This window comes from Sphingomonas sp. EU05-FHT14C10 (genome assembly GCF_058790595.1).
This window is the reverse complement of record NZ_JBYTEN010000006.1, coordinates 51084-73529: the sequence shown is the minus strand read 5'-3', so window position 1 is coordinate 73529 and position 22446 is coordinate 51084. Positions and strand designations below refer to the sequence as shown.

19 protein-coding genes are annotated in these 22446 nt (G+C 67.3%); 4 read left to right on the top strand and 15 right to left on the bottom strand.

Annotated elements, in window-relative coordinates:
• Positions 1-22 precede the first annotated feature (22 nt).
• The 4 genes from AC3WT0_RS08365 to AC3WT0_RS08350 all read right to left on the bottom strand — a co-directional run bounded on the left by AC3WT0_RS08365 (position 23) and on the right by AC3WT0_RS08350 (position 4386).
• Positions 23-1081, bottom strand: a complete 1059-nt coding sequence (locus AC3WT0_RS08365; RefSeq protein ID WP_492753052.1) for a type II glyceraldehyde-3-phosphate dehydrogenase — start codon at positions 1079-1081, stop codon at positions 23-25.
• A gap of 22 nt (positions 1082-1103) precedes the next feature.
• Positions 1104-1613: a hypothetical protein gene (locus AC3WT0_RS08360; RefSeq protein WP_492753051.1), complete on the bottom strand. Its 510-nt coding sequence runs from the start codon at positions 1611-1613 to the stop codon at positions 1104-1106.
• A gap of 86 nt (positions 1614-1699) precedes the next feature.
• Positions 1700-2695 (bottom strand): copper resistance protein B, encoded by a 996-nt coding sequence (locus AC3WT0_RS08355; RefSeq protein WP_492753050.1) that lies wholly within the window; start codon positions 2693-2695, stop codon positions 1700-1702.
• Complete coding sequence (locus AC3WT0_RS08350) at positions 2692-4386, bottom strand: copper resistance system multicopper oxidase (protein ID WP_492753049.1); 1695 nt, start codon at positions 4384-4386, stop codon at positions 2692-2694. Before AC3WT0_RS08350 ends, AC3WT0_RS08355 begins: the two co-directional genes overlap by 4 nt.
• 298 nt (positions 4387-4684) lie before the next feature.
• Here AC3WT0_RS08350 and AC3WT0_RS08345 point away from each other — a divergent pair, with 298 nt between their 5' ends.
• Complete coding sequence (locus tag AC3WT0_RS08345; protein WP_492753155.1) at positions 4685-5338, top strand: Bax inhibitor-1/YccA family protein; 654 nt, start codon at positions 4685-4687, stop codon at positions 5336-5338.
• A 119-nt stretch (positions 5339-5457) separates the two neighbouring features.
• On the opposite strand, the gene AC3WT0_RS08340 is transcribed toward AC3WT0_RS08345, so the two are convergent.
• The 5 genes from AC3WT0_RS08340 to AC3WT0_RS08320 form a co-directional block, all read right to left on the bottom strand.
• On the bottom strand, positions 5458-6810 hold the full coding sequence (locus tag AC3WT0_RS08340; RefSeq protein ID WP_492753048.1) for a glycoside hydrolase family 130 protein: 1353 nt from the start codon (positions 6808-6810) through the stop codon (positions 5458-5460).
• Positions 6779-8059: a glycosyltransferase family 4 protein gene (locus tag AC3WT0_RS08335; RefSeq protein WP_492753047.1), complete on the bottom strand. Its 1281-nt coding sequence runs from the start codon at positions 8057-8059 to the stop codon at positions 6779-6781. Before AC3WT0_RS08335 ends, AC3WT0_RS08340 begins: the two co-directional genes overlap by 32 nt.
• 214 nt (positions 8060-8273) lie before the next feature.
• Positions 8274-9350, bottom strand: a complete 1077-nt coding sequence (locus AC3WT0_RS08330) for an acetate/propionate family kinase (RefSeq protein ID WP_492753046.1) — start codon at positions 9348-9350, stop codon at positions 8274-8276.
• Complete coding sequence (locus AC3WT0_RS08325) at positions 9347-11743, bottom strand: phosphoketolase family protein (protein ID WP_492753045.1); 2397 nt, start codon at positions 11741-11743, stop codon at positions 9347-9349. The genes AC3WT0_RS08330 and AC3WT0_RS08325 overlap by 4 nt, the downstream gene beginning before the upstream one ends.
• 115 nt (positions 11744-11858) lie before the next feature.
• A complete protein-coding gene (locus AC3WT0_RS08320) occupies positions 11859-12494 on the bottom strand; it encodes an RNA polymerase sigma factor (protein WP_492753044.1) in 636 nt (211 codons plus the stop codon).
• Positions 12495-12685: 191 nt separating this feature from the next.
• Here AC3WT0_RS08320 and AC3WT0_RS08315 point away from each other — a divergent pair, with 191 nt between their 5' ends.
• From AC3WT0_RS08315 to AC3WT0_RS08305, 3 genes are all read left to right on the top strand, one after another.
• On the top strand, positions 12686-13060 hold the full coding sequence (locus AC3WT0_RS08315) for a hypothetical protein (RefSeq protein WP_492753043.1): 375 nt from the start codon (positions 12686-12688) through the stop codon (positions 13058-13060).
• An 89-nt stretch (positions 13061-13149) separates the two neighbouring features.
• Complete coding sequence (ppsA, locus tag AC3WT0_RS08310) at positions 13150-15588, top strand: phosphoenolpyruvate synthase (RefSeq protein ID WP_492753042.1); 2439 nt, start codon at positions 13150-13152, stop codon at positions 15586-15588.
• Positions 15589-15598: 10 nt separating this feature from the next.
• Positions 15599-16261 (top strand): NAD(P)H-dependent oxidoreductase, encoded by a 663-nt coding sequence (locus tag AC3WT0_RS08305; protein ID WP_492753041.1) that lies wholly within the window; start codon positions 15599-15601, stop codon positions 16259-16261.
• Between the two features lie 55 nt (positions 16262-16316).
• On the opposite strand, the gene ppk2 is transcribed toward AC3WT0_RS08305, so the two are convergent.
• From ppk2 to AC3WT0_RS08275, 6 genes are all read right to left on the bottom strand, one after another.
• The gene (ppk2, locus tag AC3WT0_RS08300; protein WP_492753040.1) at positions 16317-17087 is read right to left on the bottom strand and encodes a polyphosphate kinase 2; all 771 of its coding nucleotides are present in this window, start codon (positions 17085-17087) and stop codon (positions 16317-16319) included.
• An 83-nt stretch (positions 17088-17170) separates the two neighbouring features.
• Positions 17171-17686 (bottom strand): DUF1269 domain-containing protein, encoded by a 516-nt coding sequence (locus tag AC3WT0_RS08295; protein ID WP_492753039.1) that lies wholly within the window; start codon positions 17684-17686, stop codon positions 17171-17173.
• Between the two features lie 33 nt (positions 17687-17719).
• A complete protein-coding gene (locus AC3WT0_RS08290; RefSeq protein ID WP_492753037.1) occupies positions 17720-18394 on the bottom strand; it encodes a methyltransferase family protein in 675 nt (224 codons plus the stop codon).
• A gap of 16 nt (positions 18395-18410) precedes the next feature.
• Positions 18411-18722: a DUF2933 domain-containing protein gene (locus tag AC3WT0_RS08285; RefSeq protein ID WP_492753035.1), complete on the bottom strand. Its 312-nt coding sequence runs from the start codon at positions 18720-18722 to the stop codon at positions 18411-18413.
• A gap of 58 nt (positions 18723-18780) precedes the next feature.
• Complete coding sequence (locus AC3WT0_RS08280; RefSeq protein ID WP_492753033.1) at positions 18781-20013, bottom strand: MFS transporter; 1233 nt, start codon at positions 20011-20013, stop codon at positions 18781-18783.
• Positions 20010-22370 carry a heavy metal translocating P-type ATPase gene (locus tag AC3WT0_RS08275; RefSeq protein WP_492753154.1) on the bottom strand — a complete coding sequence of 787 codons (2361 nt, stop codon included), beginning with the start codon at positions 22368-22370 and terminating at the stop codon, positions 20010-20012. Before AC3WT0_RS08275 ends, AC3WT0_RS08280 begins: the two co-directional genes overlap by 4 nt.
• Positions 22371-22446 lie beyond the last annotated feature (76 nt).

The window sequence follows — 22446 nt, the reverse complement described above, 5'->3', positions numbered from 1 at the left end:
GTCCGGCGCGCGCGTCGCCCGCTCACCCGGCCGGCGGATTCGGACTGGCCAGCGTCCCGATCCCGAGCGTCCGGTCGGTCAGCGCGATCGACGCTGCGGGATCGGGCTCGCGGCCCCCCAGCGCCCGGATCGCGTCGATCGTCTCGGGAATGACGATCGCCTGGTTGTCGACCATATAGGTATAGAAAAGCTCGCGGCCTTCGACGGTGAGCAGGTCGCTCCACAGCGCCACCTCGTACAGGTTCGCATGCGGCCGGCCCGCGTCCGTCATCCATTCCTTGATCGCATTGAGTGCCGAAAGACCGGTGCGGCTGTCGACCGGCAGGATACGCGACGAGCCGGCAAAGGCGGCGAGGACTTCTTCCTTGCTCGCTGCGCGCGTCAGCTCGACGTTCCAGGCATGGAGATGCCCGAGCGTTTCGGGCACCTGGATCGCGATCGTGACGACATCGAGGTCGGGATCGACCGAGCGCGCGTCCGGGCCCTGATGGCTCGGCAGCTGCGCCTCGGGCACGAGCGTGTTGACGATGCCGCCGAGGTGGCTCTCCCATGGATCGGTGGTCCGCCGCAGGAGAGTGCCGCGCGCCTTGGCCAACAGGCCGGCGCGCTTGAGCGCGCCCAGCGTGCGGACGATCGAGGTGGTGTTGCACGAGACGACGCGTGTCGCTCCGCGCCCGACGGCGCCGGCATAGCTTGCCTCGGCGACGAACGAATGCCCCGCCACTTCGTGCTTCTCGCCGCCCTGGACGATGAACGCGCGGCCGATCCGGCGATAGAGCTCGGCATTGGCCGCACCGTGGCGCTTGGGTGTGCAATCGACGATGACGTCCGAGACTTCGACGAGTTCGGCAAGCGTTCCCGCAACGGCGAGTCCGGCCGTTTCCATCGCCTGCCGTCCTTCGGCGCTCGCGGCGAACAGCGGCGTTCCAGCCTGGATTACTTGCGCCACGCGCCAGTCCGCGGCCACATCGGCGACGCCGGCGAGCCGCATGTCTGGCTGCAAACGGATCGTCTCCGCCACGCGGCGCCCGATGACGCCATAGCCGACAACCGCGACCTTGATCCCATCTTCGCTGTGCATCGCTGGTTCCTTCGGCCGAGGGTCAATCATGGGCATAGGTGAAGTACGCGATCAGCGGGTTGGGGCGTCGGACCTGATAGGGCTGCGCGGCCGGCTGCGGGCGGGCCACCACGATATCGATGCGATAGTCGTTGACGCTCCGGAGGCTCGCATAGCCGCCATAGGTCAGCGCGCCGTTGATCGTCATCGGCGCGAGCGGAACGGTCCATGTCTTGCCGCGGGCCTCGAAAATCCGAGCCGTGACGGTCGCGTCGGTCACGCGCTGCCCGCCGAAAGTCCTGAAGACCGCCACCACCAGATGCACCGCATGCGCGCCCGGCGCGGGCACACCGCCATGCATGCTGGCTTCGGGATGGTCGGGCGAATGGCCCCGCACGATCGCCGCGGGCATCGCCCCCAGATAGACGGTGATGTCGCCGACGGTGTGGACGCCATCGACGACGCCAGCGCTTGCGGGCGCGGCCAGCAGCACGACGAGGCTCGCCGCCGCGGCGCGCCATCCGCCTGATCGACGATCGAATTCCGGCATCATGCGAACCCTCCTGTTCCGGACACTTCTTAGGACGCGCCGGCCTCCCCGAGCTTACACCCGTGCGCTGCCGGTCTGCGGAATGCAGCTCACCACCAGAGCCGTACGCCCGCCACGAAGCGCCGCTCGCTTGCGGGTTCGCCGCGCGCGCGCCTCAGGTCCGCGGTACTGCCGAAGGAAGGTTCCCACACATAGCCGACATAGGGCGCGACCTTGCGCACCACTTCGTAGCGCAGCCGCAGGCCGAGCTCAGCGCTGGTGACACCGCTGCCGAGCGTGCGGGCGACATCCTTGACGCTATAGGCGTTGACTTCGGCCTGGGGCGTCAGGATCAGACGGTTGGTGAGCCGAAGGTCGAAGGACGCCTTCGCACGCGCCCCCACGCGACCATCGTCGCCGAGATAGCCGGTGAGTTCGATGTCGAACCAATAGGGCGCGAGACCCTCGACTCCGGCTGCAAGCCAGCTGTGCGCGCCGGGACCCACGTCCTGACGGACGCCGAGCATGCGACCCCAGAACGGCCCCGTCGCATGCCACCAGAATGCCTCCACGCTCGTGTCCGCGTCGATGGGCTCGCCCGCGACCTTGATGCCCCGGCTGCGGATCCAGAGCTTGTCGTTGTCGCCACCCTGGGTGACCTGAGCCGACCAGGCAATACCGTTCTGACCACGGGTGCGCACGAACTCGAGTTCGTCAATCAGCACCTTGCCGACGCGGATCTGGTCGGCCTTTTCGAAGCCGGGCAGCGTCGAATTTCGATATCCGTCGGCATACGCATTGGGATCGCGCGCGTCCGCAGGCGGTTTGCCGCCCTGCATCGCGCCCATGCGCATCGTCGTCCCGCTCGACGGGGCGCTCATGTCCATTCCGGCCATCGATTGGTCAGGGGGCTGGGCTGGCGAGGGGCTCGCCGCGCTCGCAGGGGCGCTATGGTCCATGCCTTCCATCGACGGCGCATCGGGTGCCGTCTGATGCTGGTCTTGCGCTTGCGCATAAGCGGGGCCGATGGCCAGCGGCGATAAACCCAGCAGCAACGCCGCGCTGGACGTCCGAAGCAGATGGCGGCGAATGGAGCGCGTGCTCATGCGACCACCACCTCACGGAACATGCCCGCCGCCATGTGATAGAGCAGATGGCAATGAAACGCCCAGCGCCCCGGCGCGTCGGCGTTCACGCCGAAGCTCACGCGCTGCGCCGGCTGGATCAGAATGGTGTGCTTGCGCACAAGAAACCCGCCTCCAGGGTCCTCGAGATCGCTCCACATCCCGTGGAGATGCATCGGATGCGCCATCATCGTGTCGTTGACGAAGGTGATCCGCAGCCGTTCGTCCCTGTGGAAATGGATCGGCTTTGAATCGTTGAGCTTCACGCCGTCGATCGACCAGATGAAGCGTTCCATGTTGCCGGTCAGGTGCAGTTCGATCTCGCGAGCGGGAACGCGCGAGTCGGGTGCACCGCCCGGCCTCTTGAGATCGGCATAGGTGAGCACGCGGCGGCCGTTGTCGCGCAGCCCGGCGCCGGGGTCGTCGAGATTGGTGCGCGGATAGTCGACCCGCATGTCGGTCGTCGGTCCATATTCGGTCCGGGCGTGGCGCGCCGGCGGCGGCATGTCGGACATGTCGCCCGACATGGCGGCCATCGCACCCATCATGTCGACGGGATCGAGCCATTGCCGGGGGTCCAGGCGCGGTACCTCCGCGGTCATGCCCGTCCGCGGCGCCAGCGTGCCGCGGGCATAGCCGGTCCGGTCGAGCGACTGCGCGAAGATCGTATAGGCGCGGTCGTCGGGCAGCGTGACGAGAACGTCGTACGTCTCGCCCGGCGCGATCCGGAACTCGTCGACCTCGACCGGCACGACCGGCTGGCCGTCGGTCGAGACCACCAGCAGCTTGAGGCCGGGGATCCGCACATCGAAGATCGTCGCGGTGCCTGCGCCGACGAACCGCAGGCGCACGCGCTCGCCGGCGCGGGCGATCGCGGTCCAGTTGCCCGCCGGCGCGGTCCCGTTCATCAGGTAGGTGTAGGTTGCCGCAGAGACGTCGCTATAGTCGGTCGGATTCATCCGCGCGCCGTTCCACATCCGGCGTTTGGCGATAGCCTTCGAAAGCCCCAGCTTCGCGACATCGTCGAAAAAGCCACCGACTGTCGGCTGGGCGAAATTATAATAGCCGCTCATCTTCTTGAGATTGAGGTAGACCTGAAGCGGCGGCTCGTCGGTCCAGTCGCTCAGCATCACCACATAGTCGCGGTCGGCCGCGAGCGGTTCGGGAGTCCGAGGCTCGACGATCATCGCCCCGAACAGCCCGGTCTGCTCGGCGAGCGTATGCGCATGATACCAATAGGTCCCGCTCTGGCGGACAGTGAAGCGATAGGTAAAGGTCTCGCCCGGTCCGATGCCGCCGAAGCTGATCCCCGGCACGCCATCCATCTCGGCGGGCAGCTCCAAGCCATGCCAGTGGATGCTGGTCATCTCCTTGAGCCTGTTGGTCACGCGGAGCGTCACGGTGTCGCCTTCGCGCATGCGCAGCAACGGGCCGGGCACGCGCCCGTTGACCGCGGTCGCCAGGCGTTGCCTGCCGGTGTAGTTCACCGGCACCGCGGCGATCTCGAGATCGAACTCGGTGCCGCTCAGCTCGGGCGGGCCGCCGGACGTGGCAACGGAGGCCCCTGCGGCGATCGCGCGTCCGCCGAAAGCGACCAATGCCGCGGTCGCCGAAACACCCTGGACAAATCGGCGCCGGCCGAATGCGTGCTGGCGAAAATCGATCAGATCCATGGTGTGTTCACCCGTTCCCGTCCGTGATCGGTCCCGGCCGCTTGCCGGTCCTGCTGAACGAGACGCCGCCGCCCTTCGAAAATTACGCTTGGCATGGCGCGATGAAATGCTGGCACTCCTGCCTGTAATGTCGTGCCCCGGTGCGCGTCTTCAGCCTTGCAGGAGCCGGATGCCGCCTCGGGGCGCCGGCGCGCATGCAGGAGGATTCGAAATGGCAGATCCGATCAATACTGCCGTGCCGCCCGCCCAGCGCAGCGACGCCATCACCGGCGTCGTCGACGCCGGGCTGCGGTCGCATATGCTTTCGGTTTACAACTATATGGTCAGCGGCGTGCTGCTGTCCGGCATCGTGGCGTTCTTGGTGGCCGGCGATGATACCGCACGCTCGCTGTTCTTTGGCCCGGCCGGTACGCCGACGACGCTCGGCTGGGTCGCGGTGTTCGCGCCCTTGGCGCTGGTGCTCGTCTTCAGCTTCGGCCTCAATCGGCTCCCGACCGGTGCCGCCCGGGCAATCTTCTGGGCCTATGCCGCACTGATGGGCGTCTCGCTGTCGACGGTCCTGCTCGCCTATACCGGCGTCAGCGTCGCCCAGACCTTCTTCGTCTCCGCAGCGGCGTTCGCCGGGCTGAGCCTTTGGGGCTATGTGACCAGAAAGGACCTGTCGGGATTCGGCACCTTTTTGATCATGGGGCTATTCGGCCTGATCATCGCGATGCTGGTCAACATGTTCCTCCGCTCCTCGGCGATGGACCTGATCGTCAGCGTCGTCGGCGTGCTGCTGTTCGCTGGCCTCACCGCCTATGACACGCAGCGGATCAAGAACCTCTATTCCGAGGTCGGGAACGGCGCGTTTCGCGGGAAGGCGGAGGTTCTGGGCGCGCTGACGCTCTATCTCGACTTCATCAACCTGTTCCTGTTCCTGCTGCGGCTGATGGGCGATCGCCGCCAATAGGCCGCCCGGCGCTTCGGCGTCGGCCGGGAAGTCGAGCATCGGGGTGGCGCCGCCTTGGCGCCGCCCCGAATGCGCTGGAATTACGCGAAATCCTTGCCATGGTCCGTGCCGATGCCGTGCTAGGACATTGCGGCAAGCAGATTGTCGAGCGGCACGGTCGCGAATGTCGTGAAGCTGTCGGCGATCGCATAGGGCAGCACCAGCATGCGCCCATGGGCCATCGCACCGCAGCTATACGTCACGTTGGGCACATAGCCCTCGCGCTCCCCGCCATCGGCCCGGAGCAGCGGCCGGCTCATTCGCGCGAGCAGCTTGGACGGATCGTCGCGATCCAGCAGGCACGCGCCGATCCCGTAGTTGCGCATGAAACCTACGCCGTGCGTGACGACCAGCCAGCCCTCGTCGATCTCGATCGGGGATCCGCAATTGCCGATCTGCACGAACTCCCATGGCCAGCGTGGCGTGATCGCCCGCGACCCGCCGCTCCAATCGTGCAGCCTGTCCGAGGTCAGGAACCACAGATTCTCGTGATCCTGGCGCGCGAGCATGGCGAAGCGGCCGCCGATCCGCCGCGGAAACAGCGCCATGCCCTTGCCCGCTGCCGCGTCGCCGCCGAGCGGCCGCAGCTCGAAATTGCGGAAATCGCTGGTGCTGAGCACTTCCTGGCGGATCGCCTCGCCGCTGAACGCGGTGTAGGTGCCGAGATAGGCGATGCTGCCGTCGTCCTCGACGAACCGGACGAGCCGCAAATCCTCGAGTCCGTGCCGCTGGCTGGGAGTGGTCGGCACGATCACGCACTCGGAAAGCTGGTGGCTTCCGTCGCACAGGATGCGCACGCCGGCGTCGGGAATTGCGGCATCGAGGAACTCGACCCGCGGCACGACCGAGCGGCTGCTGGCAGGATCGACCACAGGAGCGCCGCCTGGCCCGCAGCAGCCGGTGCGGAAGGTGATCGACGAGATATGGCCCTCGCCGACGCCGCGCAGCGACATGACGAAGCGGATCGTGTCGGGCGGCAGGCCAGACTGGTCTGGGTGGGGCACGATGCTCGGATTGAACAGCGCAGCCGCCTCATAGGAATATTCGTGGCAGAAATAGGCGCCGATCAGCAGCGCCTGGTCATGGCCGACGTCCGGCGCGTCGATCAGTTGCCCCTGGACTTCATGAAAGCGGCGCAGGAAAGCGCATTCCGCATTCTGGTGGCGGCTCGCATATTCCTCAAGGAGCCGCGCAAGTTCGACCGCCAGCGCCTCGCCTTCGAGCGCGAGCACCCGGTCGGCGATCCGCTGCGCACGCGAATGGGGTTGTCCGGCAAACTCCGGGGGATCGTCCGCCGGGACATAGGGCCGGATGACCACGCGAGCCGGATCGGGACGGAGCTGGACCGAGAGCCGCTTGACATAGGCGGGCGACGGCACGGTGGGCGATCCTGCGGATTGCTCAGGCCACGCCGGCGAGCGCCAGCGTGGCATCGACGACGCCTTCCCGCGATGCGGCTGCGGATGGCATTGCCTTCTCCTTGAACGGCTGCGGCCTTGCGACAAGCTGCCTGCCGCCCCGCCCGCGCGCGAGCAGCGCCAGATGGCGACGTCCGACCGCGGACCAGCACATCGCCGTGCCGAGCAGCGCGGCGCTTCGCTCCAGGCGCGCGCGCAATACCGGATTCGCGAGCAGCCCGCTTATCGTCTCGCCGATGGCGCGCACATCGGCGAAGGGAACGAGCACGCCGCGGCCGTCGGCCAGCAACTCCCGCGCGTACCAATAGGGCGTCGACACCACCGCCTTGCCGAGCCCCACAGCATAAGCGAGCGTCCCCGAGGTGATCTGCGCTTCGTTGAGATAGGGCGTCACATAGATGTCGGCCGCGGCGATATAGTCGAGCAGATCGGGCAGATCGAGAAAGCCATCGATAAAGCGAATGTTGCGTTCGACGCCCAATGCCGCCGCGCGGTCGGCCAAGCTTTCGCGATAGCGTTCGCCCTCGTGGCGGCGGAGGTTGGGATGCGTCGCGCCGACCACCAGATAGAGGAGGTCGGGATGCGCGCGCACGATCGCCGGCAGCGCTTCGATCACCACCTCGATGCCCTTGTTGGGCGACAGCAGCCCGAAGGTGAGCAAGACCTTCCGGCCGGCGGCGTCGAGATCGGCCTTGGCCTGCCCGGGATGCATCAGCGGCTGGTCCGGAATGCCATGGGGAACCACGGCAATCTTGGCCTGGGCCACGCCATAGGTGTCGATGAGGATCTGGCGGCCCTTTTCGGCCATCACCACCAGGCGCGCCGAGCGCGCGATCAGTCGTTCCATCACACGACGCTGCTCGGCGTCGGGATGCGTGAGCACGGTATGGAGCGTGATGACCACTTCGGCCTGCAGCCGGTCGAGCAGGGCAAGCACGTGACTGCCCGCGGGTCCACCGAAGATGCCGAACTCATGCTGGAGGCTGACCGCGGCGACTCCGGCCTGGTTCAATCGATCGGCTGCGGCGATATAGGAAGCGGGATCATCCTGGTCGATCTCGACCGAAACCTCGGCGGGATAGGCATAGGGGCCGTGCGCATCGCTCACCGCGACCGCCAGGCACCGGCGGTCCGGCGCGGCTGCGCAGAGTGCGCGATGAAGGTCCTGCGTGAAAGTGGCGATGCCGCAACGCCGGGGCGGGTAGTTGCCGACGATCGCCAGGGGTGCCGAAGCCGTTGACCGGAGATCGACCAGGACGTTCATGCGACACCCCTTCAGCGCCATGCCGCGCCGGTGCGGCGTGGCTCCAGACCTTCAGACGTGATCGGTTGCGGAATCTTACATCGAGCGGGATCGTCACGCTCCGGGACAAGGCCGCACGCATTTAACCAGGTAGCCGGCACTCTTCCGGCAAGGCGATTTCGATAGCACAACTTGCAGCAGAGCTGCCGGAAGCGTCGCGGTGAGCAAGATCACCTCAGTCGTTGCCACCCTTTCGCTCGTTTGCCAGCAGTGCGGCTATACCCCACGCAATCTCCTCATCCTCGCGTGACGGCAATGTGCGCACCTGGATACGCCCGGTCGTCCCGCCGGTATCGACGCCCGCCCATTCGAGATCCCGGCAGATTGCCGCACGGACGAGTGCATCGTTCTCGCCGATGCCGCCAGTAAAGACGATCGTGTCCGCTCCCCCCAGCGCCGTCATCATTGCCGCAATCGCTCTGGCAACCGAGCGGCAGAAGAGGCGAATGGCGAGATCGGCATCGGCGTTCGTCGACGCTGCGGCGCGCAACCGGCGCAGGTCGCTGGACAGGCCGGACACGCCCAGCAACCCCGATTGCCGGTCGATCAACCGCTCGATCGCAGCTGAGTCCATGCGCCGTTCGCGCATCAGGTAGAACAACAGGCCCGGGTCGAGATCGCCCGCGCGTGTCGCCATCACGACGCCGCCCGATGGCGTGAGCCCCATGCTGGTGTCGATCGACCGGCCATTCCGGATCGCGGTCACACTGGCGCCGCTGCCCAGATGCGCGACCACCAGCCTGTTGGGCAAATCGTGCGCGAGCTGGCGGATGATGGACTGGCACGACAGGCCATGGAAGCCGTATCGGCGGACGCCCTGCGCGCGCAACGCCTTCGGTACCGCCAGCGTAGCGGCCAGATCCGGCAGATCGGCGTGGAAGGCGGTATCGAAGCACGCGATCTGCGGCACATCGGGGTACCGGCGCCCAGCCAAACGGATCAGTGCCAGCGCTGCCGGGCCATGGAGCGGAGCGAAGGCGGACGCCTGCTCGAGCACCGCGATGACCGGCGCGTCGATCCGGACGGGATCGCTCAGTGAAGGGCCACCATGTACCACGCGATGGCCGATCATCCCAGGCCGGACGCCGCCGAGCATTGCCTCGATCCGGGCAAACGGGTCGGCGACGATGCCCTCGATCTCTCCCGTTGCCATTTCCGCGACATGGTTCCGGCCGATATCGTAGAGGCCGAACTTCAGCGACGACGACCCCGCGTTCAGCGTGAGTATGGACCTCCCGCCAGGGTCAGTCACCGGCGCCACTGCCAGTCGCGAATTTCGGGCAGATCCTCGCCATGCTCGGCGATGTGGAGCTTGTGCCGCTCGATCGCGGTCCAGTAGCGCGCCTCCGCCGCCTCCACCTGGTCGCGCAGCCTCGGCACCCGCTGAATCGCGTCGAGCGCCAGGCGATAGCGGTCGAGATCGTTCAGCACCACCATGTCGAACGGCGTGGTGGTCGTGCCTTCCTCCTTGTAGCCGCGGACATGGAAATTGTCGTGGTTGGTGCGGCGATAGGTCAGCTTGTGGACCAAGGCGGGATAGCCGTGAAAGGCGAAGATCACCGGCCGGTCGCCGGTGAACAGCGCATCGAATGTCCGGTCGTCGAGCCCGTGGGGATGCTCGGATTGGGGTTGGAGCACCATCAGGTCGACGACGTTGATCACCCGGACGCGGATATCGGGAACCTGTTCGCGCAGCAGCATCACCGCCGCCATCGTCTCCAGCGTGGGCACATCACCGGCACAGGCCATCACCACGTCCGGCTCGCCCGGATCGCTTGCCCAATCCCAGATGCCGGCGCCCGCGGTGCAGTGCCGCACCGCCTCGTCGATCCCGAGCCACTGCCATTCCGGATCCTTGCCGGCGACGATGACGTTCACGTAATCGCGGCTGCGCAGACAATGGTCGGCCACCGACAGCAGGCAGTTGGCGTCGGGCGGCAGGTAGATACGCGCCACGTCCGCCTTCTTGTTCACGACATGATCGATGAAGCCCGGTTCCTGGTGCGACAAGCCGTTATGGTCCTGGCGCCAGACATGCGAGGTGAGCAGATAGTTGAGCGAGGGAATCGGCCTTCGCCAAGAAATAGTCCGCGCCACTTTCAGCCATTTGGCATGCTGATTGACCATCGAATCGACGATATGGACGAACGCCTCGTAGCACGAGAACAGCCCGTGCCGGCCGGTCAGCAGATAGCCTTCCAACCACCCTTGGCAGAGATGCTCACTCAGCACCTCCATCACCCGGCCGTTGCGGTCGAGATTCTCGTCGATCGCGTCGGTCCGCGCCATCCATTCCTTGCCGGTGACCTGGTACACCGCCTGCAACCGGTTCGACGCGGTCTCGTCGGGACCGAACAACCTGAAATTCGCGGCATCGAGGTTCCGCGCCATGACGTCCCGGATATAGCCGCCCAGCACCGTCGTTGCCGGGGCCTTGATCGCGCCGTGACCAGTAGAGACCGCATGGTCCCGGAAATCGGGCAGCGACAGCGGCACGGTCAGCTCCCCGCCATTGGCATGCGGATTGGAGCCCATCCGCCGGTGGCCAGTCGGCGCGAGCGAGGCATAATCCTCCCGGAATTTGCCATTCTCATCGAACAGCTCGGCCGGGCGATAGCTCAGCAGCCATTCCTCCAACTGCTCGAGGTGACCGGGCCGGTCGAAATTGGCGATCGGTACCTGGTGCGCGCGCCAGGTGCCCTCGACCGGCTTGCCGTCGACCACCTTCGGTCCGGTCCAGCCTTTCGGCGTCTTGAGCACGATCATCGGCCATCGCGGCCGTTCGTTGTCGCCGGTTCCCGACCGCGCCGCGGCCTGGATGACGTGGATGCGCTCCACCACCGAATCGAGCGTCGCGGCGAGAAGCTGGTGGACCGCGATCGGATCATCGCTCTCGACGAACCACGGCTCATGCCCGTAGCCCCTGAGGAGCGCGGTCAGTTCATCGCGGTCTATCCGCGCCAGCACCGCGGGATTGGCGATCTTGAAGCCGTTGAGGTGCAGGATCGGCAGTACCGCGCCGTCCCGCGCCGGATTGATAAACTTGTTGCTGTGCCAACTCGTCGCCAGCGCACCGGTTTCCGCTTCGCCGTCGCCGACCACGCAGGCCGCGATCAGGTCGGGGTTGTCGAACACCGCACCATAGGCATGGGCAAGGCTGTAGCCCAGTTCGCCGCCTTCGTGGATCGAGCCCGGCGTTTCCGGGGCCACGTGGCTCGGGATGCCGCCGGGCCAAGAGAATTGCCGGAACAGGCGGGTCATGCCCACGCGGCTGCGCTCGATCGCCGGGAAGCGCTCGGTGTAGCTTCCCTCGAGATAGGTGTTTGCCACCATCGCCGGGCCGCCATGACCCGGCCCGATCACCACGATCATGTTCACGCCCCGCTCGACAATCAGCCGGTTGAGATGGACGTAGAGCAGGTTCAACCCGGGCGTTGTTCCCCAGTGACCGAGCAACCGTGGCTTGATGTCGGCGCGCGTCAGCGGACGTTCGAGCAGGGGGTTGTCGCGCAGATAAATCTGCCCGACCGACAGATAGTTTGCCGCACGCCAATAAGCGTGCATCCGCCGCAGCATATCGGGCGAAAGTGGGCCGTCGACAGCGCCTGCTGCCAGATCGACGACATCGGATTCGGCCAGAGTCATCGTGAACTCCCTTCCTTCTGCAGCTCTGTGGCGACGAGATAGATTGGGCCCGCCCTGAAATAGGCAGTCATGCGAACGCGGGATCGCCATCTCGCGCGATGCGCAAACGGATTTCTCATGACGCTTCGCGCAGCTTTCGCACGCGCTCGGCCTCTTCGCACTGGCAGTCCAGGAAACCGTGAGCGACGCACATGCGGCACATCTGCTGGAGGCGCGCTTTCAGTGCCCGGCGCGCGCGGTGCAGCCTGACGGTGACATTGTTAACCGTTGTGCCCAGGCTGAGCGCGAGCTGCTCGCGCGGTTCGCCGAGCAGATCCGCGCGCCAGAGCACCGCCGAATATTCCGGCTTGAGCGTCGGCAGCAATTTGTAGAGGCACTGGCATACCGCCTCGTCGACCTCCGGATCCGGCTCGATAAGCGCTTCGGGAAGGTTGGCGAGCACGTCGGGATCGATCGCATGCTCACGCTTGCGCCGCGACGCGGCAGCACGCTGATGATCGACGATGGTGGTGGCCAGCACGCGCCCGAGCCAGCCGCGCACGGTGCGGACGTCGCGCAGCCCGTTCGAGCGTTCGAGCGCCTTCAGCATGAAGCGCTGCAGGACTTCCTCGGCTTCCCCGCTGCTGCCGAGGCGCCGGCGCAGAAACCTCGCCAGATCGCGACGGCTCTCAACCAGCGCGCGCCGCACCGCCGCGTCCATGGCCGACGGGTCGGCGTCGTTGCTCGCGGGCGGGTCCGGTTCGTCGTTCATCCTATCATCCTCATTGCCAAGGACGACGCGACGACCGCGCGATTACAGCAGGTAACAAATCCGGGCGCTGTAATCTTCACAGGCCGGCACCGTCCTAACCGACGCCCGCCGATGTCCTGATCTGGCGGGCGCGGAGGCCGACGCCGGATGCGCCGTCCGCACGAAACCGAATCCGGCCTCGGGAGGACCCCATGAAGTTTCTGCCCATGCTCTTGTCGGCGGCCCTGGTCGCCGTGATCCCCTCAACGACCTTTGCGCAGCAGTCCGGCGCGGCGAAGGCACCCGGCATTGGCCACACCTTCTTCATGCGCGGCAGCGTCGTGCACGTGACCGGCAAGCAGGTCGTGGTCTGCATCGGCAAGGCCGACGGCGCCCGGGCCGGTCAGGAACTGACCGTCTATCGCGTGTCCGAGCATCCGCACGGTCCCAAAGGGCCGCCGACGTTCCAGCGCAAGCAGATCGGCAGCGTGCGGATCGACGCGATCGTCGACGACCATTTTGCCAATGCGACGGTGCTGTCGGGCACGGTCCAGAAGAACGACCTGGTCGAGCTGCAGCGTTCCTGAGCTCGTCCCCGCCACGTCACCGCGCTCGCCAATGGCGGCGCGCGTGACAGGCGGGAGGACGAGGCGCCCATTCTCGATAGGAGCAGGATATGCGCGAGCAGGCAGCCTATGTTCTCGGCTTCGAAGCGCCGGCGGCAGGCGACGTCGCGGTTGTCGGTGGCAAGAACGCCTCGCTGTCGACCATGGTGCGGACCTTGCGCGGTGCCGGGCTTGCCGTGCCCGACGGGTTTGCGACGACCGCGACTGCCTATCGCGACTATATCGCGCACAACGCGATCACGCCCCGGCTGCAGGCATCGCTCGACGCCTTCAAGGCTGGGCGCGCCTCGCTCCAGCAAACCGGAGCGGCGATCCGCAGCCTGTTCCTCGACGGCGAATTCCCGGCGGACATGGCCGACGCGATCCGCCAAGCCTATCGCGAGCTGTCCCGCACCGCTGGCGTCGAGACGCTCGGCGTGGCGGTCCGCTCCAGCGCCACTGCCGAGGATCTTCCCGACGCGAGCTTCGCCGGCCAGCAGGAAACCTTCCTCAACGTTCATGGCGAGCGCGAGCTGCTCGACGCGTGCCGGCGCTGCTTCGCCTCGCTCTTCACCGATCGCGCAATCAGCTATCGCGAGACCAAGGGCTTCGACCATCTCAAGGTCGCGCTATCGATCGGGGTGCAGCGCATGGTCCGCTCCGACCTCGCCGGCTCGGGCGTCATGTTCTCGATCGACACCGAGACGGGCTTTCCGCGGGCGGTGGTGATCAGCGCGGCCTGGGGCCTAGGCGAGACGGTCGTGCAGGGCAGCGTCAATCCCGACAAGCATCTCGTCTTCAAGCCGCTGCTCGACACGCCAGGTGCCTGCCCGATCATCGAGCGGACCCTGGGCGAGAAGGAGCGCAAGCTCGTCTATGCACATGGCGGCAGTGCGCGGACGGTGTTGCGCGACACGACGCGGCGCGAGCGCGCTGCGTTCGTGCTCAGCGACGCCGAAGTCCTCCAGCTCGCGCGCTGGGCGGTGCTGATCGAGGCGCACTACGGCCGCGCAATGGACATGGAATGGGCCAAGGACGGCGAAACCGGCGAACTGTTCATCGTCCAGGCGCGGCCCGAGACGGTGCAGTCGGCCCGCCACGACGCGACGTTCAGGAGCTATCGGCTCAAGGAGGCTGCGCAGCCGATCCTCACCGGATCGGCGATCGGCGAGGCGATCGTCGCGGGCCAGGTCTGCGTGATCCGCAACCCCGCCGACATCGAGCGCTTCCGCGACGGCGCGATCCTGGTCACCGAGATGACCGATCCCGATTGGGTGCCGGTGATGAAGCGCGCGGCCGGGATCGTCACCGATCATGGCGGCTCGACCAGCCATGCCGCGATCGTCAGCCGCGAACTCGGCGTGCCGGCGGTGGTCGGCACCGGCAATGCGACCGAACTGCTCCATGAAGGGCAGGCGATCACGCTCTCCTGCGCCGAGGGAGACCGAGGGCATGTCTATGACGGCAGGCTCGCGTTCGACGCCGAACAGATCAATTTCGCCCAGATCCCCGAGACCCGAACAGCGATCATGGTCAATCTCGCGGACCCGGCCGCCGCGCTGCGCTGGTGGCGGCTGCCGGCCAGGGGCGTGGGGCTCGCGCGCATGGAGTTCATCATCAGCAACGCCATCAAGGCGCATCCGATGGCGCTGCTCCATCCCGAGCGCGTCGGCGACGCCGGCGCGCTGCGCGAGATCCGCAAGCTCACCCAAGGATTCGCCGATCCGCCCGAATTCTTCGTCGAGACGCTTGCGCTCGGCATCGCCAGGATCGCCGCGGTCTATCACCCGCACCCGGTGATCGTGCGCTTGAGTGACTTCAAGACCAACGAATATGCCCATCTCCTCGGCGGAGCCGCGTTCGAGCCCAAGGAGGAGAATCCGATGCTCGGGTTCCGCGGCGCGTCGCGCTACTATGACCCGCGCTACCGCGAGGGCTTCGCGCTCGAATGCCGCGCGCTCAAGCGCGTGCGCGAGGCTATCGGCTTCGCCAATGTCGTGGTGATGGTGCCGTTCTGCCGCACGCCGGCCGAGGCCGATCGCGTGCTCGAGGCGATGGCGGCGAACGGTCTCGAACGGGGCGCCGCCGGCCTCGAAGTCCATATGATGTGCGAGATTCCCTCGAACGTGATCCTCGCCGAACAATTCGCCGCGCGCTTCGACGGCTTCTCGATCGGCAGCAACGACCTGACGCAGCTCGCGCTCGGCGTCGACCGGGATTCGGGCGACCTGGCGCCGCTGTTCGACGAGCGCAGCGAGGCCGTGACGCGGCTCATCCATCAGGCGATCGCCTCGGCGCATGAGGCGGGCATCAAGGTCGGCATCTGCGGCCAGGCGCCGAGCAACTATCCCGAGTTCGCCGGCTTTCTGGTGCGCGAGAGGATCGACTCGATCTCGCTCAATCCGGACAGCTTCGTCGCAACTGTCCGCCATGTCGCCGAAGTCGAACAAGCGCTCGCCGCCGGGGCGGCGGAGAACCGGTCGCCCCAGCTGGCGCCGGCTGCATCCTAGGGAGGCCGCGATGGACGATCGCCAGGAGAGCGCCGACCCCAAGCACATCGTGATCGCGTGCCATCCCGAGGTCCGCAGCTTCACCATGGCGGTCGCCGAGACCTATTGCGAAGCGGTCGAGGCATGCGGCCAGCGCGCGGTGCTCCGCGACCTCTACCGCATGGGCTTCGATCCCGTGCTCAAGGCTTGCGAGCGTCCTGGCGTTGCCGACTTCGCCATCGCGCCCGACGTCGCCGCCGAACTCGCGCTGCTCGACGATGCCGCGGTCATCGTGCTGGTCTATCCGATCTGGTTCGGCACGCCGCCGGCGATGCTCAAAGGCTATGTCGAGCGCGTGCTCGGATCGGGGATGACGCATCGCGCGGTCCGCGCGGGCCAGGGCACGCCGGCGACGGCGGGCAAGCGGCTGATGAGCTTCACCTCGTCGGGAACGACGAGCCAGTGGCTGGAGGAGACCGGCGCATGGCTGTCGCTGCGCCAGGTGTTCGACCATTATCTCAAGGACGCGTTCGCGCTGGCGAGCGACGACCATCTTCATTTCTCGCCAATCGTCGAAGGCCTGGCCGAGCGGTTCGTCGACGAGCATCTCGAGGAGGTCCGCCAGCAAGCGCGCAAGGTCTGCAGCCTCGTTCCGCGCGGCTATCCTGCCCGAGGTCGAATGCTCAGCACGTGACGCGGCGCAAACGCGTCTTCTCGCGGTAAACGGGCCGCTCCGTCCCGGCCCCGCTTCATTTCGCGATCAGGCCCTGTTCGCGCGCGGCGTCGTCATAGAGGAAGACGGTGCCCGGGTCGGGAAGTTCCTGATCGTCGCGCTCCCGCTCTCCCAACCGAACGAGCAGGTCGCGGATCAGCGCGAGCCGCGCATGGCGCTTGTCGTCGGCGCGCACGACGATCCAGGGTGCGGCCACGCTGTGCGTGCGCGCCAGCATCGCGTCGCGCGCGGCGCTATAGGCCTTCCACCGCTTGCCTGCCTCCTGGTCGATCGGGCTCAGCTTCCATTGCTTGAGCGGATTCTTGGCGCGCGCGGCGAGCCGGCGGCGCTGTTCCCCTTTCGAGATGTCGAGATAATATTTGACGAGCGTGATGCCGCAATGCGCGAGCAACTGCTCGAACATTGGCACCGTGACCATGAACTCCTCATACTCGGCGTCGGTGCAGAACCCCATGACGCGCTCGACCCCGGCGCGGTTGTACCAGCTGCGGTTGAACAGCGCGATCTCGCCCGAAACCGGGAGATGCCCGGTCCAGCGCTGAAAATACCAGGAGCGCCGGTCGCGGTCCGAGGGCGATCCCAAGGCGACGACGCGCGTGTCGCGCGGGCTCAGATGCTCGACGATCCGCTTGATCATCCCGTCCTTGCCTGCGGCGTCTCGGCCCTCGACGAGGATCAGCAGCTTGCGCCCGTCCGCGATGACGCGCCGCTGCAGCGCGCTCAGCTGGATCTGCAGCGCATGGAGTTCGTCCGCATAGCCATCGGGCTGTTTGCGCTTCTTCGCCATGGTTCCGCTTGAGGCTGGAGGGGTGAAGCCGGCGCCGCGATCGAGGGGCGGGGCGCGGCGCCGGCTTCGGGGGACGGGGGATGCTAGGCCGGCTCGCGCGCCTCGTGATCCTGCAGCACCCCGTCCAGCGCGTCGCGCAGCTGCTGCTCCTTGGTGTGATCGAGCGAGGTGCGCAGCACCTTGCCGCCGACGCCTTTGAGTTCGTCGAGCAGCTTGTCCTCGGTCATCTTCTGGATGAGCACGAACAGCGCTGCAGACCCTGGTTGCAGCACCTCGGCGACTTCGCGCATGAAGCCGTCGTCGACTCCGACGTCGGTCAGCGCGCCGGCCAGGCCACCGCTTGCCGCACCGACCAGCAGGCCGATATGCGGCGCGAGGAAGAGCGCGCCGATCAGAAGGCCCCAGAAGCCGCCGCTGATCGCGCCGGATGTGGCCGGGCTCGCGAGCTGGCTGAGCCGGATGCTGCCATTCGGCCGCTTGGTGGCGACGACGGCGTCGGCCAGGGTGACGATGTGCGAACGCTGGAGGCTCACCAGCCGGTCGCGGATTTCTTCCGCCTTCTCTTCGCTGTCGAAGGCAATGACGACGAGTTCACTCATGACGTTTCTCCCTGGGAATAGGCCGGGCGGAGCTCAGGACTGCCGGCGATGGGCGCGATCCTGCGGCGGCGACGCCGGCCGCAGGCGCGGAATGAAGCCGGGGACGCGTTCCATATAGGCGCGATACTCCTCGCCGAAGGTGGCGAGCGCCTCGCGCTCCTCGCTGCGGGCGAGCCGGACGTACATGAAGACCAGCACCGGGAACATCGCGAGCGTGAGGATCGTCGGCCACTGGAACAGGAAGCCCAGCATGACGAGGATGAAGCCGTCATATTGCGGGTGCCGTATGCGGGCATAGATACCGTCGGTCGCGAGCATGCGACTGCGCTGCGCGCGGTAGAGCTTGGTCCATCCGGTCGAGATCAGCCAGAAGCCCGCGCCGATCAGCACGAAGCTCAGGATATGGAACGGCCCGAAATGCGGGTTCACGCGCCAGCCGAACATCGTCTCGAGCAAATGGCCGGCATCGTGCGAGAACCAGTCGACGCCGGGATAGCGGCTCTGCAGCCAGCCCGAGAGCAGATAGATGGTGAGCGGAAAACCGTACATCTCGGCGAACAGCGCCACGAGGAAGGCGCTGAACGCGCTGAACGAGCGCCAGTCGCGCGAGGTGGTGGGCTTGTAGAAGCTGTAGGCGAAGAAGATGAAGATCGCCGAATTGAGGATCACCAATCCCCAAAGGCCATAGGCCGGTGCGTCGTCGTGCATCGCTCGATCCTCCCGCTCAGTGGTGATGGGTGCCGGGTTCGGCGGCATCGGCGGCCGCCCGGTCGGCGCCGCCGCCATGGCCGCCATGGCCGCCATGTCCACCATGCCCGCCATGCATGAAGAGGTGCATCAGCGGGCAGGCCAACAGGATCAGGATCCAGGGCAGCGCGCTCAGCGCATGCAGCCGATGCTCGGACAGCAGGAAATAGGCCGCGATCGCCGCGAAGCCGATGAAGACCAGCGGCGCGCGCCAGCTTCGATTGCCCGTTCCTTGATGCGCATCATGGTCCATGTCCGCCTCCACGGCTGCCTGCGATGGAAGGCGCATGACGCGCCTTCGCAGCCTAGGACGCGCGAGCCCCGCCGTCCTTACACTGGCCGTGTGCTTATCGTTGCGGCGCGTCCGCGCCCGCTGCGCGCGCCGCGAGCGGCGCGAGCTGGCCGGGAAGGCGGAGCGCCAGCGCGAGCCCGACAAGCGCGGCAGCCGCCGCGGCGAGGAACGGCAATCCCGGCAACCGCGGTTCGAGTCCGAACAACAGCCCGCCGAGCGCCGACCCAATGGCCTGGCCGAGGCTCGCCGCAGCGGTCTGGCGGCCGAGCGCACCCCCCTGCGCCTTGCCCGCGGCAAGCGACACCCAAAGCGCCAGGATCGGTGACAGGATACCGGCGCCGGCCGCGACCAGCCCGACGGCGAGATAGAGCCGGGCCGGCGTTTCCACCCAGGGCGCGAGCGCGAGCGCGCCGGCAAGCGCGGCAAAGGCCGGTGCCAGCAGCCAACGCGTGGCGCGCGCCGGGAACCAGGGATTGAACACCAGGGCCTGCGCCACGACCATCACCAGGCTGCACTCGGTGAACATCAGGCCGATCTCGGCGGGGCTGAGGCCGAGAGCCTGCTGCGCGCGCAAGGCGAGCGCGACCTCGAAGATGCCGATCCCGGCCGCGACGATCCCGGAGAGCGCCAGCAATCGCGGGACCAGCCGTGTGCCCATATGGGCGATCGGGCCGGCCGCCGCCTTGGACGTCGGCGCGCGGCGGGGCAGCGTCAGCCAGAGCGCGAGCGTGCCGACCGCGCCCGCCGCGGCAGAGGTGAGGAAGGGCGCGCCCGACAATGGCATGCCCTCGCGCCACATTCCGGCGACGAAACCGCCGACCATCGGGCCCACCAGGAACCCGCCCACGCCCGCGATCGACAGCCAGGCGAAACGCCGCGCCCGCCAATTCTCGTCTGGCGCCCAGTCGCCGATCAGCGCCATCGACACCGGGATGACCGCCGCGGAGAACCCTCCGGTCAGGAACCGGCCGAGATAGAGCGCGACCAGGCTGTCGACAAAGGCGAACAAGAGCAGGCTGAGCGTGAATCCGGCCATTCCCGCCAGGATGACGCCGCGCCGCCGTCGCCGACGGTCCGACAGGCGGCCCCATAAGGGCGCGAACAGGAACAGGGCGAGCGTATAAGTGCCGGTCAGGAGGCCGGTATGCCAGGCCACGTCCGCGCCGGCGCCGAGCCGAAGCTCCAGCAGAAACGGCAATACCGGCAGCGCGATGCCATAGGCGAGCGACACGCAGAACGCAGCGAGCAGCAGCGCCGCGAATGCCGCGGACGGCAATCCGGGCTTCATGCGGCGGCGGCGGCCGGGAGTTCCGCCTCCTCCGGGGCGATGCCCGTGAGCCGGGTACGCTTGAGCATCAGCGCGTTGATCGCGACCAGCGCCGAGCTGCCCGACATCGCCAGCGCCGCAATCTCGGGGCTGAGCAGCATCGGATAGAGCACCCCGGCGGCGAGCGGAAAGGCGATGATGTTGTAGGCGACCGCCCACCATAGATTCTGGTGCATCTTGCGCAGCGTTGCCCGCGACAGCGCAAGCGCGCCCACGACGTCGAGCGGATCGCTCCGCATCAGCACCACGTCGGCGCTTTCGATCGCGACGTCGGTGCCGGCGCCGATTGCGAAGCCGACATCGGCCTGGGTCAGCGCGGGCGCGTCGTTGACGCCGTCGCCGACCATGCCGACGCGCTGGCCCTGTGCCTGGAGTTCCTTCACCTTGCCGGCCTTGTCGCCCGGCAGCACGTCGGCCAGCACGATCTCGACCCCGAGTTCCTGCGCGATACGCCTGGCGGTGCCTTCATTGTCGCCGGTGAGCATGGCGACCTTGACGCCGCGCTCGCGGAGCGCCGCGACGGTGGCCCTCGCGCTCGGCCGGGGCGCGTCGGCGATGGCGATCAGGCCGAGGATCTCGCCGCCGCGCGCGACATGGACGACTGTGCGGCCGGCGCCCTTGAGTTGTTCCGCGGCCGCTTCGAGCGCGCCGAGCGCGACCTTCTCCTCGTCCATCGCGAGGCGGTTGCCCACCACCACGGTCGCGCCCTCGACCTCGGCGCTCGCACCCCGGCCCTCGCGATTGGCGAAGCCGGTCGCCGCCGGGAGCGTAATGCCCTCGGTGCGCTCCAGGACAGCCTGCGCTAGGGGATGCTCCGAACTGCGCTCGATCGCGCCGGCGACGCGCAGTACTTCGTCCTCCGTATAGCCCGGCGCCGCGACGAGCTCGACGACCTTGGGCTGCCCCATGGTCAGCGTGCCGGTCTTGTCGAAGATGATAACGTCGAGCTTGGTCGCCTCTTCGAGCGCGCCGGCATTCTTGAACAATATGCCGTGCATCGCGCCGAGACCCGTGCCCACCATCACCGCCATCGGCGTGGCGAGCCCGAGCGCATCGGGGCAGGCGATCACGAACACGGTGATGGTGAGGGTGAGCGCGAACAGCAGCGTCTGTCCGACGATCCAGTACCAGATCGCGAAGGTCGCGAGCCCGATCAGGATCGCGGCCAGCACCAGCCATTGCGAGGCGCGGTCGGCGAGCAGCTGCGCCGGCGCCTTCGAGTTCTGCGCCTCCTGCACCAGCTTGACGATCTGCGCGAGCGCCGTGTCGGCGCCGATCTTGGTCGCGCGGTAACGGAAGCTCCCGCTGCGGTTGATCGTCGCCCCGATGACGCTGTCGCCGACCTTCTTCGACACTGGCATCGACTCGCCCGTCAGCATCGATTCATCGACCTGCGACGTGCCTTCGAGGATCTCGCCGTCGACGGGGATCTTGTCGCCCGGCCGGATCAGCACCACGTCCCCGAGCTGCACCTCGGCGGTCGGCACTTCGATCTCCTTGCCGTCGCGCAGCACCGTCGCCTTCGGCGGTGCGAGATCCATCAACGCCCGGATCGCCGCCGAAGCGCCGGCACGCGCGCGCATTTCGAGCCAATGGCCGAGCAGGATGAACACGAGCAGGACCGCCGAGGCTTCGTAGAATTGCTGGCCGTCGAACAGGAAGGTCGCGCCGACGCTGAACAGATAGCCGGTGCCGACGCTCAACAGCACCAGCACCGCCATGTTGAGCACGCCGTTGCGCAGCGCGCGGACCGCGGCGACCGCGAACGGCCAGGCCGGATAGAGGATCGCCGCGCTCGCGAGCAGGAACAGCGTCATGTTGAGGCTCAGGCCGAACATTGGCTTGAGCAGCGGTTCGCCCATCCCCATCGGCGAGAGCGCGAAGATCGGCAGCGAGAAGAGAAGCGCGACGAAGAAGCGGTTGCGCATGTCGCGCGCCATCTCCGCCATGTCCATGCCCGCGCCGTGGCCCATCTCGTGCGCCATGGCGTCGTGCGCCACTGCATGCTGCACCGATGTACCGGGCATCGCCGGTGCCGCGGGTAAGGGATGGTGATGAACGTGTTTGACCGGCGCGTCCGCGTCCGCTGGGGGCGCGCAGAGGTGCGTGGGCTGCACGCGCCCGCGGCAATGGAAACCGCAGTCGATGATCGTGCGGCGCAGCTCGGCCTCGGTCGTTCGCGCAGGATCGAAGTCGATGGTCACGCTCTGGGAGCCGGGGCTGGCCTCTGCCCGCTTGACCGCCGGATTCCGCATCAGCAGCCTTTCGACCGCCAGATGATCCAGAACTTCGAAGAGGCCGCGCGCCTCCAGCGTCACAGTCTGCAAGGCAAAGCTCCGGTGTCGTGCGTCGGCCCACGCTCGTTGCCGATCGGCATGGCCGAGATGCTATCGC